General features: G+C 52.1%; 12 protein-coding genes. 6 read left to right on the top strand and 6 right to left on the bottom strand.

Annotated features, from left to right (window positions below; all coding sequences use genetic code 11):
* Window positions 1–191: 191 nt before the first annotated feature.
* The 4 genes from ABIC79_RS02210 (at window position 192) to dsrB (ending at window position 2,685) form a co-directional block, all read left to right on the top strand.
* A complete protein-coding gene (locus ABIC79_RS02210) occupies window positions 192–530 on the top strand; it encodes a hypothetical protein (protein ID WP_013575244.1) in 339 nt (112 codons plus the stop codon).
* A gap of 99 nt (window positions 531–629) precedes the next feature.
* The gene (locus ABIC79_RS02205; RefSeq protein WP_013575245.1) at window positions 630–1,553 is read left to right on the top strand and encodes a potassium channel family protein; all 924 of its coding nucleotides are present in this window, start codon (window positions 630–632) and stop codon (window positions 1,551–1,553) included.
* 298 nt (window positions 1,554–1,851) lie between these two features.
* A complete protein-coding gene (gene cspE, locus ABIC79_RS02200) occupies window positions 1,852–2,061 on the top strand; it encodes a transcription antiterminator/RNA stability regulator CspE (protein WP_013575246.1) in 210 nt (69 codons plus the stop codon).
* Window positions 2,062–2,487: 426 nt separating this feature from the next.
* The gene (dsrB, locus tag ABIC79_RS02195; protein WP_013575248.1) at window positions 2,488–2,685 is read left to right on the top strand and encodes a protein DsrB; all 198 of its coding nucleotides are present in this window, start codon (window positions 2,488–2,490) and stop codon (window positions 2,683–2,685) included.
* Window positions 2,686–2,788: 103 nt separating this feature from the next.
* Here the strand turns inward: dsrB and ABIC79_RS02190 are convergent, their stop codons facing one another.
* The 5 genes from ABIC79_RS02190 to ABIC79_RS02170 all read right to left on the bottom strand — a co-directional run bounded on the left by ABIC79_RS02190 (window position 2,789) and on the right by ABIC79_RS02170 (window position 10,085).
* Window positions 2,789–4,489, bottom strand: a complete 1,701-nt coding sequence (locus ABIC79_RS02190) for a methyl-accepting chemotaxis protein (protein WP_013575249.1) — start codon at window positions 4,487–4,489, stop codon at window positions 2,789–2,791.
* Between the two features lie 249 nt (window positions 4,490–4,738).
* A complete protein-coding gene (gene rcsA, locus ABIC79_RS02185; RefSeq protein ID WP_015689856.1) occupies window positions 4,739–5,353 on the bottom strand; it encodes a transcriptional regulator RcsA in 615 nt (204 codons plus the stop codon).
* 389 nt (window positions 5,354–5,742) lie between these two features.
* On the bottom strand, window positions 5,743–6,933 hold the full coding sequence (locus tag ABIC79_RS02180; protein ID WP_015689857.1) for a glycoside hydrolase family 88 protein: 1,191 nt from the start codon (window positions 6,931–6,933) through the stop codon (window positions 5,743–5,745).
* Complete coding sequence (locus ABIC79_RS02175; RefSeq protein WP_013575252.1) at window positions 6,930–8,219, bottom strand: oligosaccharide MFS transporter; 1,290 nt, start codon at window positions 8,217–8,219, stop codon at window positions 6,930–6,932. The genes ABIC79_RS02180 and ABIC79_RS02175 overlap by 4 nt, the downstream gene beginning before the upstream one ends.
* 27 nt (window positions 8,220–8,246) lie before the next feature.
* Window positions 8,247–10,085, bottom strand: a complete 1,839-nt coding sequence (locus ABIC79_RS02170; RefSeq protein WP_354566509.1) for a DUF2264 domain-containing protein — start codon at window positions 10,083–10,085, stop codon at window positions 8,247–8,249.
* 260 nt (window positions 10,086–10,345) lie between these two features.
* Here ABIC79_RS02170 and ABIC79_RS02165 point away from each other — a divergent pair, with 260 nt between their 5' ends.
* Window positions 10,346–11,197, top strand: a complete 852-nt coding sequence (locus ABIC79_RS02165) for an AraC family transcriptional regulator (RefSeq protein ID WP_112151875.1) — start codon at window positions 10,346–10,348, stop codon at window positions 11,195–11,197.
* Here the strand turns inward: ABIC79_RS02165 and ABIC79_RS02160 are convergent.
* The gene (locus tag ABIC79_RS02160) at window positions 11,194–12,576 is read right to left on the bottom strand and encodes a CoA transferase (protein ID WP_354566508.1); all 1,383 of its coding nucleotides are present in this window, start codon (window positions 12,574–12,576) and stop codon (window positions 11,194–11,196) included. The genes ABIC79_RS02165 and ABIC79_RS02160 overlap by 4 nt on opposite strands.
* 418 nt (window positions 12,577–12,994) lie before the next feature.
* Between ABIC79_RS02160 and ABIC79_RS02155 the strand changes: the two genes are divergently transcribed.
* Window positions 12,995–14,653: a glucan biosynthesis protein D gene (locus ABIC79_RS02155; protein WP_013575256.1), complete on the top strand. Its 1,659-nt coding sequence runs from the start codon at window positions 12,995–12,997 to the stop codon at window positions 14,651–14,653.
* Window positions 14,654–14,790 lie beyond the last annotated feature (137 nt).

Here is a 14,790-nt window from a genome sequence, read left to right as displayed (position 1 = left end):
TTGCGCTGCGTTGATTAAATAAGCAGCTAAATAGCGACCTGATGTGCCTGTCCGGCTTACGACTCTCTGTGTAGAAGAACCCGGCAGGGCGGGCGCATTGTGGCGAAATTTACTCTTTACACGTTTCTGTGACTTCTCGGCTTGAAAGCGCGGTGGTATCCTGCTGCCTTTCGCCGGGCGAAGGAAAACCAGTGGCTAAGAGTTTTGACGAACTCATCAGAGACATGGATCTGATGATTGAACATGTGGACAGGCTGAAAAACTTGCCACCACGGGTTGCTCAACCAGCGGCCTCTGACAAACCTGCGTACGATTCTTTCGGTGAGATTTTCGCGCTGAAAGCTGTCATGCGGGCTTTTATCTCTTCAGTCGACACTATTGTTAAAGTGCAGATTGCCAAGAAAGTTGAACAGGATATCGGCCATCTGGAGAATACCGTGCGGTCGATTGGCGGCGGCAGTGCAGACGCAGACGACGTCGCGCAAATCACGGCATATGTTCGTCACGCGGTGTCTGAATTAATGGATTAATTCTCCGTGGCGTCAGTCAACGCCGGTCGCACAGTGTATTTCACCAATACCTTGTGCGACCGGCGTTTTTTTTGGACTTTTTGTCCGCAGGCGCGGGCGATGAAAAGCGTCTATTCTTGCCATAATTCCTTTTTGCTGGTGCCGGTTATGTCTCAGGATTACCGCTTTTTTGCGTCAGCCCGACGCCGCTGTTATGCCCTTTTATTTGAACACCGCACCCGCAGCGGCCGCCGGATGGAAATATTCTGGATCCTGGCGTCACTGCTCAGCGTTCTGCTGCTGTTTATCGAATCCAGTGCATATGACTTGTTTCCGGCGACACCCAATATCATCCCGTTGTTCGGCCTGGTCGAAATGGGGTTTACCGCGCTTTTTACGGTGGAATACGTCTTACGGGTGGTCTGTTCGCCGCGCAAAACCCGTTATCCGGTGAGCTTTTTCGGCATTATCGATCTCTGCACCATTCTGCCCATGTACATCCTGTGGATGCTGCCTTCCTTCGCGGGGGCGGGGAATCTGGAGATCCTCATCCGCCTGCTGAGAATTTTACGTGTGCTGCGGGTACTGAAATTGTTGCGCTACATGAGCGACGCCGGGGTTTTATGGCGCAGCCTGATGCGTGCGAAACGTAAGCTCTGCATCTTCTTTGGCTTTGTCGCCATTATTCTTTGTCTTTTCGGCGGGCTGATGTTTGCTGCCGAAGGCGGCAACGGCGGATTTACGTCGCTGGGCGCGTCTGTTTACTGGGCCGTGGTGACGCTGACGACGGTCGGATACGGGGACATTACACCGCATACTGCACTGGGAAGAATGCTTGCGTCGGTGCTGATCCTGCTGGGGTATTCGATCATCGCCGTGCCGACCGGGATTTTAACGGCTTATATGTCGCAGGAATTGGAAAAAGGGCGTGCTGCCCGTTCTTGTCAGACTTGTCTGCATTCTGGCCATGAAATAGATGCAAAATTTTGCGCACATTGCGGAGCGGTCTTAGCGGCCGATAAACCACAACCTGTTGAAAAATAGCCTGATAACTGTACATCTATTGAACTGTTCGGTACAAAATTAGACTAATTTCGCGCTTTACCGCAGCATTGCATTAAAAAGAGTTGCTATTAAAGGGCAGTCATGAGTAAATACATACCGGCCTGTGGTACAGACCTATTTATGCACGACATCCTGAGTAAAGTTGTTCCAATTTAAAGCGTTATCCATGATAACCCTGCTCTGACGAATTTCCTTCTTAGTGCCTCCATAAGTAACGACTGAAATCCGGCTATAACATGCCCATGGTGGCGAAATTTATTTTTAAAAGGTAATTCTTATGTCAATGATGAAAGGTCAGGTTAAGTGGTTTAACGAGTCTAAAGGCTTTGGCTTCATCACTCCTGCTGACGGCAGCAAAGATGTGTTCGTACACTTCTCCGCTATCCAGGATCAAGGTTTCAAGACCCTGGCTGAAGGCCAGAACGTACAGTTCACTATCGAGAACGGTGCTAAAGGTCCGTCTGCGGCTAACGTTACCGCTATCTAATCTTACTTTACCGCTGTTTCAGCGATAAAAGTACAGATGACAAAAACCCGCATGCGCGGGTTTTTTTACGTCTGTTGTTTGTCAGTTAACCGCTTATCAGTTAACCGTATCGTTGATACGCCGTTTGTCATTTCTGCGAGCGTCTGCTGTTTTATCCGGCGGTCTCTGGCAAAAAGATAAAAAAAAGCCCGCATAACGGCGGGCAAAATATTTCTTATGACATTCATTATGTACTTCCTCGGGGGGTAAGCACACCGCCAGTATAGAGAAAATGAAAGTCAGGATTCTTGCTTCAATTCGTTAAGAAAATGAAAAGGAGTCCCGCAGGGGTATTTTACCGTTTCGCATTATCTTTCCTTTCATGCCATGCCTTTGTGCGGTGGTCTGTACTACAATAATCATAATTGAAAACCATGGGATAACCTGATGAAAGTTAATGATCTTGTGACAGTGAAAACCGACGGCGGGCCGCGCCGCGAAGGTAAAGTATTAGCCGTAGAGGAGTTTTACGAAGGCGTCATGTATCTGGTTTCGCTGGAGGAATATCCGGCGGGCATCTGGTTCTTCAATGAAGGCGACACCAAAGACGGCACGTTTGTCGAACCACGTGAAGGTTCTGAATAACGTTTACGCTACATCCGTTACGAATAAAAAAATACCGGGGCAGAAGGTTTGCCACCGGTATTTTTTTACTTATTGCCCGTCCGGAATAACGCTGACGCGACTATCAGAACGTTTCCCAGTTCGGCTCATCGTTCACCCCTTTTGACGAACGGGAAGCCGGGCCGGGCAGGGCGCGGGATGATGCCGGGGACTGTGGCTGCGCACTGCGTGTGCTGCCATCCAGACGGAACACCGCGACAGCCTGTGTCAGGCGCGCGGCCTGTTCTTCCAGTGACGCGGCCGCCGCTGAGGCTTCCTGCACCAGTGAGGCGTTTTGCTGCGTGACACCATCCATTTCCGACACCGCCTGGCTGACCTGACTGATCCCACGACTTTGTTCATCCGATGCGGAAGCGATTTCGCCCATGATGTCCGTCACATGGCTGACCGCGGTGACAATTTCTGACATCGTGTCACCTGCATCGCCCACCAGAATGCTGCCTTCGCCGACGTAATCGACGGATTCTTCAATCAGCGCTTCGATTTCTTTCGCTGCCTGTGCACTTCGTTGTGCCAGGCTGCGCACTTCGCTGGCCACCACCGCAAATCCGCGCCCCTGTTCACCGGCGCGTGCCGCTTCCACGGCGGCATTGAGCGCCAGAATGTTTGTCTGGAAAGCGATGCTGTTGATCACATTGGTGATTTCAGCAATTTTGGTCGAACTGCGGGAAATTTTATCCATGGTACTGACAACCTCCGCCACAATATTCCCGCCTTTTTGCGCTTTATTGGAGGCGTCGGCGGCCAGTTTGCTGGCGTGGTGGGCGTTTTCGGAGTTCTGTTTCACCGTCGCCGTCAGCTGTTCCATGCTGGCAGCTGTTTCTTCCAGTGCCGCCGCCTGTTGTTCAGTTCGTGATGATAAATCGGTATTGCCCGAAGCAATTTCTGTCGACCCCTGATAAATAGACACCGCGCCTTCACGTACGGTCAGCACCGTTGACGCCAGCGAGCGTTGCATTTGATCTACGTTGTTACTCAGTACGCCGATTTCATTCCGGCCATGTGCCCGGGTGGGCTGCGTCAGATCTCCCTCGGCAATTTTCTGAATGCGCATCACCATCCGGTTCAGCGGATGAATAATCACTTTGCGCATGACCAGATAAGTGATGAAGGTCAGGACCAGCGCCAGCAGGAACCCGCCGCCCATCAGGGTATAACCGAGCACGGCATTGCGCTGCGCTTTATCATTGATGGTGTTAGCGGTTTGGGTGCGATAGGCAATCGCCGCCAGCAGCGGGACGTTATTGGCGAGATCCAGGCCACGTACTGTTTCTGCTTCCTGAGAAATCACTTCTTCGAAATGTGCCTGTTTGGCCGATTCCAGCATCGGCGCCATGCCCTGAGTCAGATAGGCGTCGTAGGCTTTTTTCAGCGGTTCATCGAGCGCCCGATCTTTATCGGTTTTATTTGGCCGGTTGATATACATATCAAACGAGGTTTGTGACTGTTTAATGCGGCTGGCAGCGTCCTTCAGGTTTTGGCTAAACACATCCTGATCGCCAATACGCGCGGCTGCAGCGGCCTGAATCAACAGCAAACGTGCGGTACGCAGATGGTTTGAACTGTTGGAAAGCGCCAGACGGATTTGCAGCTCCTGGGTGGCGTTTGCCAGCGCGGCATTACTTTGCTTCAGAAAGAAACCGGAGGTGCCGATGGACACAGCAAAAAGGAAAAGGATCCCGGTAAGAATCAGGCTAATCAGGGTAACAAGGCGAATATTGCTGATAAAGGAGGTTCTGGTCGTTAACTGTGTAGGAGTATCCATTTTATTTTGTTCCGCTCAATTGATCCTGTATACCGCCTGTTCCGGGCGGTCAGTGACAGCGATAAAGGCATTGCCAGCGGGCAAGTCCGGCCTTGACGAAAAAAACGCCATAGGGTGTCATCGGCATTCCGGCGCAGGGATTCAGTTTATATTTGTGGCGGAGATCTCATTTTCAGAGATTAACGACGATTTCTACAGGCCACACCGTTGCGTAGCCTGTAGCAGGAGGCCGAAAAAGAAGGGCGGAGGTTAATTGACGTAGATGCCGTTGGTAAGCTGATCACATAAACGGACGACGTGATAAATAATATGTTTATTCGGTGATTTTATTTTCCTTTTAATATTTCCCTTATAGGAAGACACCGTTTTGGTTTTAATTTGTAATTTATCGGATATTTCAATGGTACCGTTGCCGGACATCCACATCTTGAGCATCGCTGATTCAGAACGGCTGAGCATCACGGGCCGGGTATCGAGCATTCCGCTGCTGGCAGGATCCTGCGACTGCGGCAATAACGGATGATTGATTAACTGCTTAAGGGTATCGGCCTTAATGGATTTCGACGTGATAATCACGTTCTTACGCACAAAAATATACTCTTCAAAATGAATACGCGTACGGGACATAAAAATAAAAAACAGCGTATCAGGGTATTCGGTGATCAGTTCTCCCAGACGCTCTTTATTACCTGAATGAGGCGATATGCAATCCTCGTTAATAAACACAAGGGAAGGATTCAGTTTGCTGCAACCATTGAGAAGCTGCTCAAAATGGCTGACGTAACTGATGTCTTGTTCACTGGCGAGAAATTGTTGCAATCCGAGACGCGTATACCGGCATGGATCCAAGATTATCGTTTGCATAGTAAGTCCCCATAGGACATCCCTGTTCTGCATAATGATTGGATTCTTTGGTGTCAGCACAAAAGGCACAAACTGCATGCTGACTCTACTTTTTGCATGAAATCTGTCCGGTTGGAAGTGATTTTTTTACCCCGTAAGAGGTAGGAAGGGGTTTGGTAAATTTGGTTTATGTCACAATTTATTTTGTGACTGAACAAAAAAATGACTCGAATTAAGACTATTCTTAATGGATGTAAGGACATAGAAGAAAAGCTAATTGATTATGATGTTACAGTAACACTCTTGAAGACATAACAATATGCTGATAACCCTGCGTATGCTTAAAAACAATTCACGAATGAAAATGGCAGGAAAAGCGGACGCAGTGCGTAAACACTGCGTCACAGAGATTACCAGTAGGACTGCCAGCATTGCGTCACGCGTGTCAGCGCTTCGACATAAAAATAGTCCCCCCAGCTGCAACACTCATCTACGCCTTTACCGCTCGCCATGTGATAGACAGAATGCTTAAGCAAACCGTCACAATCCTCCTGATCACCGGTAAGATAATTCTCAGTCAGTGAGTCCATCATGCGCAGCGCCATTTCTTCATAGCACGCACGTTTATCATCGGTGGCTGGCAGCGCGGTGGCCAGACTCAGCAGGCCGCAGACCGCAATAGCCGCAGCCGAACTGTCGCGAACGGCATTGGTGCCAAGCAGTGCAAGATCCCAGTGGCAGACATCGTCTTCCGGTAAGCGGTTAAGGAAATAATGCGCAAGACGCCGTGACAGCTCAACCTGATCTGCATCGCCGGTATAACGATAGCTGAGCAGAAAACCGTAGATGCCCCAGGCCTGACCCCGTGACCAGCAGGAGTCATCAGCATATCCCTGATGCGTATTACCAAAACGCGGCTCGCCGGTCACGGTATCCATGTAATAGGTGTGATAGGTCGAGGCGTCCGGGCGGACAATATATTTCGCCGCCTGTTCTGCATGGGCGCGGGCAGCCTCGGCGAAACGCGGTTCACCGGTTTGCTCACTCGCCCAGTACAATAAAGGCAGATTCATATTGCAGTCGATAATCATGCGGCCAGCCTGTTCCGGGTCATTTAAATCGCCCCACGCCTGAATGATTTTCGCCTGGGTATTAAAACGCTCCATCAGCGCTTCAGCTGCGAGGAGTGCAAAACCGCGCGCCTGCCGGTTGCCGGTCAGTTTATACGCGCTGACGCATGAGAGGCTGTAGAGAAAACCGAGGTCATGCGTCGCGGTATCAATGCGGTTGGCGATACGGTTACCAAACGACGTGACCTGTTTTTCTGCCGCCAGCCGGTAACGATCATCGCCGGTCATTTCCCATGCCAGCCATAGCTGACCGGTCCAGAAACTGGTGGTCCACTCCACATTCTCTGTCAGCGGGTAATGGCCGTTTTCGCAGGTTTCCGCCGGGAACTTATTGCCGAACTTCTCCAGATTGCGGGAAATTTTGCTGAGCACCGTCTGGCGCGCGCGCTGCATCTTTTGTGCAAAGGCGATCTTATCCAGCTGATTCAGTTCCACGGGTAACAACGTCTCTTTCGCGATGGTGATAGTCATACCTTCTCCCTTTCCATTCCAATAGTTTCAACTTCAACCTGTTCAGCCGGTACGGGTGTGCCTGAGCGCAGGCTGTGGCAGGCCGATAACGTGAAGGCGGAAATCAGCGTAAAGCACAGTGCGATACCGCCCATAATCAGATAAGTGTGTTCAAAACCGATGCGGTCGTAGAAGTAACCAGCAGGGGGAGCGACCACAATCGAGCCGACATAAATCATGGCCTGATAGCCCAGCAGATACATGGTGGCGTTGACGCGTTTGCTGAAATGCTCGGCGATGTACTTAAACACTGACACCAGCAGCAGCGCGATTTCCAGCCCGTAGAACGGCTTGATAATGGAAATCAGCAGCGGATCGTTGGTCAGCCCGGAGGCAATCAGGCGTAATCCCACCAGTGCACCGACCAGCAGCAGGCTTTTCTTGGCGCCGAAATAATTCACCAGGAAAGGGATCACCATCATCATCAGGAATTCGAGGCCGGACTGCACGGTGCTCAGATAACCGTACCAGGCGTTGCCTTGCTCTTTAGTGTCGAAGAAGGTGACGAAATAACGTGAAAATTGCTGTTCGGCGACAAACATCATCCACGCCACACCGGCGACATAGAGCGAGAACATCCAGAACTTGCGGTTTTTGAGCAGTAAAATCACATCGCTGAACACGATCTTTTGTTGTGAAATCACGTCGTTATCTTTGAGTTCTTCATCACCGATTTTCAGCGACAACAGCACCGCCAGCATGACCAGCGAGGTGGCGCTGCTCAGCCCGAAGTTCCAGGCCGGGGAGAGATTAAACAGCACGCCGGAGAACGACGCGGCCAGCGCCCAGCCCAGCGAACCCCACATGCGGACCTGCCCGAACTCCATGTGATACAGGCGGCTGAAGCGGTCGGCGTAAGATTCGGATGCTGCGACACCGGCGTACCAGCCGAGGCTCAGATACAGCGCACCGACGATAATCCCGAGCATCAGATGGCTGTCCAGCAGGGGCTGATAAACGAAAATAAAGAACGGTGCCATCAGGGCAGAAACCAGCACGACAAAGTACAGCAGAGATTTGCTCATGCCGATTTTGTCCATGATATAGCCGTAAACCGGCTTCATGATCACCGCGAACACGCCGTTAACGGCAAACACGGTACCGATACTGACACTGTCGAGTCCGGCTTTTTGCCCCAGCCATAAGGCATATAGCCCGAAGCTTGAAGACCAGGTGAAGAAATACAGGAATATAAAGCTGCTCATTTTGTAGTAAGCCGTTTTACTGGCTGTTTTTATGGCTTTCATAGTGACTCCTGAAACGGATCCTGAGGATTAACCTAACGTGATGTGCCCGCTGTTACCCTGATATTGCCAGCGCAATTGTTGCCCCTGACGACTGACTTCCGGCCCGGCCAGCGCGCTGATATCACGGGTAGCAGACGCACATACGGCGCATATCAGCCAGTGAGAACCGGCAGGCAGTGACGATTTCAGCACCGGAATGGCGGCGGTTTCGGCGAACATAATGCTGCTGTTGGGCGGGGTGATAACGGCGGAGGCTTCGCGTGGTTCGCTTTCTTCAAGTGCGACAATCCGGCTGACGCCGTTGCGTGCCGTGACTGTCACACCATGTTTTTCTGCCGACAGCTGTGTTTGCGTTGAAGGTTCCTGCATTACCGCGAAACCGCCTTCGGCCGTCTCCAGCGGACGCTGATTCTCGATGTGATGAACGCGCAGATGCCAGTCACCGCAGGGGAGCAGCCAGGTACGCACGGCAACGTCGTGCCACGGCAGCCAGCGGGAGTAAATCATCTCGCCGGTGATCCGTGTCTCTGCACAGTCCCGACGTCCGCGGAAATAACCGTCACTTTCCGAGAACATCAGCATTGAATCGCAACCGGCATGATTCAGCCCGTACCTGCCACGATCTAAAGTGAATCCGAACTGGCTGGAATAGGCGAATTTGGTGTATTTGGCTTCGGTATTCACAAAGTTATTCAGCTCAAGCTGCCCGGATGTCAGCATCACGACATGCTGGCCTTCGGTATCGCGGGTCAGGATCTGACTGGCATGAGGAATACAGTAAGCCGCGGGCAGTGCGGGAAGCGGGGCTTCTTCTGCCTGCCAGAAGGCATCGTCCGGCGGCAATGCCAGCACCAGGAACAGTTTGCATGCCCAGTAAGGTGAACCCGGCGCGTTATAGTCTTCAGCCATCACCAGATTTGGTGTGTGGTAACCAATGCTGAGCACGCCGTCGCGGTCGAAAATCGGCTCTTTTAGCCAGTGACGCAAATGACGCAAAATCAGCCCCTTGATAATACCCGGGCTGAACACCTCCAGTTTGCTGTACGCCGCCGCACTCCAGAACGCCGCTTCGGCAAAACGATAAGCCAGGCTACGTCCGAAAGGCACCGCCGCGCCGCCTGCTGAAAACATCGTAATGAAATCCTGTGCGAAACGTTGTGCGCGTTCACGTAACATGGCCGCACGCGGCGCATCCACATCGGCCATATTCTGTGCATACAGCAGCCCGTAATAATGAAACGCCATCGAAATGTAGTAATCACGCGGCCTGCCGGGACCGTCGGAATACCAGCCATCGCCCAGATAATATTCTTCCATCAGCGCAAATCGGGCCGCCACGGCTTCCTGATCCCAGGGTAATCCGGAGACTTTAAAACCCATCTGCACCATGACCGGGAAGAAATTCCAGTTATTATTCGGGATGGTGGCATCACGTCCCTGATTCAGCCAGTCAGCCAGATTCTGTTGCTCCTGCGCGCTGAAATGCTGCAACAATTGCTTGTTCAGCAGCGTCAGCCCGACGCCAAACGCCGCCATTTCCACACAGCGCTGATCAAAATCACGGATTTTCCCCCAGTATTGCGGATGCTGCGGATCGGTACCGAAACGAATGGCATTCAGATAAAAAGGCAAATCTTCACATTCACCGCCACCCGCCAGCAGCGGGAATATTCCCCACAACATGCGTGACAGCGCTTCCATTTTGGCAATCTCTTTGCCGTAATGGGGGGTGGAATTGCCCAGACTGATTCCGCTTTTGCCTTCTTCCGTATAAGGCGACACCGCCGCGAGCAATTCTTGCAAGAGATGCTGCACATCATCGCGGGTCTGTAACGGATTATTGATGTTCACTTTTTTCGGCGTCATAAAAACTCTCCCGGTGATGTGAGGGAAGCAGAAAATAAGGGTTTATTAATTTGAAATATTATTTCAATTCTCTGTGCTGCGAGTGAAATATAGAGAACTGAAAATCGCTGATTGTTACGTGCTTCACAGAATGGCGTGATTTTTGAAATTGTGATTACCAAACCACGATTAAAACGGCTTAAATTATAAAAAACTGACTGAAAATTGTGTTTTGTTGTCCTTGCCGTTAATGACGTAAAAATGAACTGAGGAAAACAGGAATGCCGGTATCTGATTATCTGGAACGCATTGCCCTTAATGAACGTCAGGTTTCCTTTAACCGGATGAACCGTGGGAGTGCTAATTATTTCCACTGGCATCAGTGTCTGGAGTTACTTTTCGTCAGTCAGGGTTACGGCATTGTCATTGTGGATAATCAGCAATACACGTTGCGCCCGGGACGGTTGTTTGTCTTTCCGCCTTTTAAACTGCACAAAGTGTTTGTCGAATCCGGTGAAAAGAACCTGTATTTGCGCACTACCATTCATCTGGACCACCAGTTGCTGGATGGCTGCCTGCAATCGTTCCCGCAACGCCGGGCACGGTTCGCAAGTTTGTGGGATGCCGACCGCGCGGCACACATTTATGATCTCAGCGAACATGCCAGCCATATAGAAGTCATTCTCGAGCAGTTCAATCAGTTGTCTGAAGCGCAGGCCGATCAGTGGGAAGAAATTACCCTGCTGATTTTGCAACTGATGGCCTTTATGCCCGCAGAGGACGCAATGCCGAAAACCATCAGCCGGACAACGGCCTCTAAAGTGATGCAGTGGATTGAAGAAAATTACGTGCAGAAGTTTTCTCTGGCGCAGCTCTCAGCGGCCATCGGGTTGTCAGAAAGTTATATCTCGCGGGTTTTCGGGCAGGAAACCGGGGGCTCCATTCAGGATTACCTTGCCACCCGGCGGGTTAAAAGGGCATGTGAATTACTGCGTTCCACCGACCGTTCGGTCGAAGAAATCGGACTGCAATGCGGATTTACTGACGCGCCGTATTTTATTACCCGTTTTAAAAAGATGATCGGCAAAACGCCGTTGCAGTATCGCAAGGCGGCATTTTCTCTGACGACTTAACGCCAGCTGGCGGGGGCAGAGCCGAGCGGTGAAGCCGGGAAGCGCCAGTGTAATGTCGTATTTTCCAGACGAACAGGAGGAAGCAAACGCCGGGCATTGCCCCAGACCGTACGTTCCTGTTCGGGTAAAAAGTCGGCCGGATCCGCGGATTCAATCAGTGGTTCGCCGCTTTCTGCTAAGGTGCTATTTTCCATCAGTTCGCGGGCAGTACGTGCCAGTGAAAGGCGGCATTCGCTGCCCTGACCGGTTTCCATACGTTGCGCCAAACCCTGCAGCACTGCCGCAGCCATCAGATAGCCGGTAGTGTGATCCAGCGCCTGAACCGGCAGCGGAACAGGCTTGTGACGACCGGAACGCTGCATTCCCTGTTCAGCGATCCCGCAGCTCATTTGCACCAGACTGTCAAACCCGCGCCGTTCGCGCCATGGTCCGCTCCAGCCATAGGCATTCAGGCACACATCCACCAGCCCTGGCGCAATCGCGCGACGTTGTTCACTGCCGTAACCCAGTTTGTGCAGCGCGCCTGCGCGATAGCCATGCACAATCACATCCGCGTCCCGCAGTAATTCTTCGAAACGGTGCCGGTCCTGCGGGTTATGCAGGTTCAGCCGCGCACAGTGTTTACCCAGCGTGACATCCGCTTCCTGACTGGGTTCATCCCAGCCAAAGGGATCAATGCGTAATACATCCGCGCCCAGTCCTGCGAGAAAACGCGTCGCCACCGGCCCGGCGATAATCCGTGTCAGATCGAGTACTTTCACGCCCGCCAGCGGCTGTTGCGGGGATAATTCCCAATGCGGCGGTGCCACTTTAACGGACAACGCATGCTGAAAAAGAGGTTCCGCGTTCAGCGATTTTCCCTGAACATGCTGCTGCCATTCTTCCGGGCTGAGCATCTGCGCGGCACATCCACCTGCCCGCACCACGGCGTGTTCCAGTGCTGCTTTTTTCCACATCACCACCCGCAGCGCCAGCGCCTCGCGGTTTTCCGCTTTGCCGAGCAGTGTTTCAACCACCTTACGGTGCGCGGGGGCATTGGTATGCAAACGGATCCAGCCGTCTGCCGTGGCGTAATCACCCGCCAGACTGTCCCAGGCTGGCGGTATTTCCCAGCCGTCAGGCCGGATACTGGTTTTACACCACAGCGAGGCCAGACGGCGATCCACGGTTACGGCATCGTGTTTGCCGTTTCTGAGGGCGACCAGTTGCGACACTGCGATTCCTGCCAGCGCAACAGAGGCGGCAATCAGCGGGGTTACCGGATAATAAGAGGGAAGATTTCCGGCACCGCTGACATGGAGCGTGCAGGGGAGTGAAATTTTGCCGGTTAACTGCGCGTATAGCGCACGGGCTTTCTCCTGAATCAGTTCATCGGACATGCTGAAACCTCATGCAGTAAAACAAAAAATCACAAAGCGATGAGATTTCAGCATAGCAGGGCGGGCACAAAGGCGTGCTAACCCGGCGCGGATAACACGCTGAATCATGAGTGATAGTAACCTTCCGGTAACAGAATGTTCCTAAAGTCACCGGGGGGTTACGCACCTCAACAGGGCAGGAATTACGGCTAAAACCGGCGTTTCTGAAAACCGGCTCATCCCCTGTCATACGGGGGATGAGCACTGTCATAAGCGCTAACTTTTTCAAGTGAAATATTAGCTGAATGCATTCAATTTCTTGTACTCGGCTTGTGAATTTTACGTTAGCCTTAGGGTCGAAAATTCTGAATACGCGGGGACTGCGTTTTTGTGACGAAGCCCCCGGATTTTTTTGCCCAGTACAGGAAACGATTCTGGCATGGAACGAAGAGCATTTATTAAAGCATCTATGGCATTCGCCGCCTGGTGTGGTGTGCCGGCTATGTCCACACTGTTCACCCGTTCCGCAGAAGCGGCAGAGGCGAATGTGGCAGACGGCGGCGAATTGCCGTTTGATTTCAACGCGCTGAAAAAAATGGCGAAAGATTTGGCTGACAAGCCCTACGGTGGCGCGCCGCAGCCGTTGCCGAAGACGCTGGCTGAACTCACGCCACAGGCCTACAACGCGATTCAGTATGATCATGCACATTCGCTGTGGAATGGTCTGCCTGACCGTCAGCTTGATGTGGAACTGTTTCACGTCGGCATGGGCTTCAAACGCCGCGTGCGCATGTATTCTGTAGATCCGGTGAAACACATGGCGCGCGAAATCCATTTCCGCCCTGAATTGTTTAACTATCACGATGCCGGTGTGGATACCAAACAACTGGAAGGCTTCTCAAATCTTGGTTTCGCCGGTTTTAAAGTCAATAAAGCCCCTGAACTGACGCGCCGCGACGTGGTTTCCTTCCTCGGTGCCAGCTATTTTCGTGCAGTAGATGATACCTACCAATATGGCCTGTCAGCCCGTGGTGTGGCGGTCGATACCTTTACCGATCAGCCGGAAGAATTCCCTGATTTCACCGCATTCTGGTTTGATACGCCAAAACCTGGCGACACGACTTTTACGGTTTACGCCTTGCTGGACGGCATGAGCATTACCGGCGCGTATAAATTCGTGATCCACTGCGAACCGACCCGTGTGGTGATGGAAATTGAAAACCATCTGCATGCCCGCGAAGATATCAAACAACTGGGCATTTCTCCGATGACCAGCATGTTCAGTTGTGGCACCAGTGAACGTGGCCGTTGCGACACCATCCACCCGCAAATCCACGATTCTGATCGCCTGGAAATGTGGACCGGTACCGGTGAGTGGATTTGTCGCCCGTTGAACAACCCGCAGCGATTGCAGTTCAACGCCTTCAGCGACAACAGCCCGAAAGGTTTTGGTCTGTTGCAACTTGACCATGAATTCAATAATTATCAGGACGTGATTGGCTGGTACAACAAGCGTCCGAGCCTGTGGGTAGAACCGGTCGGGGACTGGGGGAAGGGCGCCGTCAATCTGATGGAAATCCCGACTACGGGTGAAACCCTGGATAACGTGGTGTGCTTCTGGCAACCGGAAACACCGGTGAAATCCGGTGCTGAATTTAGTTTCAGCTATAAGCTGTACTGGAGTTCCGTACCTCCTCACCGCAGCCCGCTGGCGAATGTGCTGGCGACCCGTACCGGTATGGGCGGTTTCCCGGAAGGGTGGGCGCCGGGTGAGAACTATCCGCAAGTCTGGGCGCGTCGTTTTGCTATCGATTTCATTGGTGGCGAGCTGAAAGCCTTTGCTGATAAAGGGATCGAGCCGGTGATCAACGTCTCGGCGGGTAAAATCAAAAACATCGAAATTTTGTATGTGCAGCCGTTCGACGGTTACCGCATCCTGTTTGACTGGTATCCTGACAGCGATTCAGTCGCGCCGGTCGAGCTGCGTATGTTCCTGCGCAACGGCCAGACTGCGCTGTCTGAAACCTGGCTGTATCAGTATTTCCCGCCAGCGCCGGATAAACGCAAGTACATTGATGACCGTCAGATGACGAAGTAGTCCCCGTCATCCTTCAAACCGCAGGTGCGTTGGCTGCATTCGCTCACCCGAATCACTGACTTTAGTCAGCTCATCGGGATTCGTTCGTTTGCCGCCTTCCTGCAACTTGAATGATTTAGGGGAGTTGTCATTAATAA

Source organism: Rahnella sp. 2050 (genome assembly GCF_040544515.1).
In the GTDB taxonomy this organism is placed as follows: domain Bacteria; phylum Pseudomonadota; class Gammaproteobacteria; order Enterobacterales; family Enterobacteriaceae; genus Rahnella; species Rahnella aceris.
The sequence above is the reverse complement of the archived record's forward strand: the minus strand, read 5'-3'. Positions and strand labels throughout refer to the sequence as shown.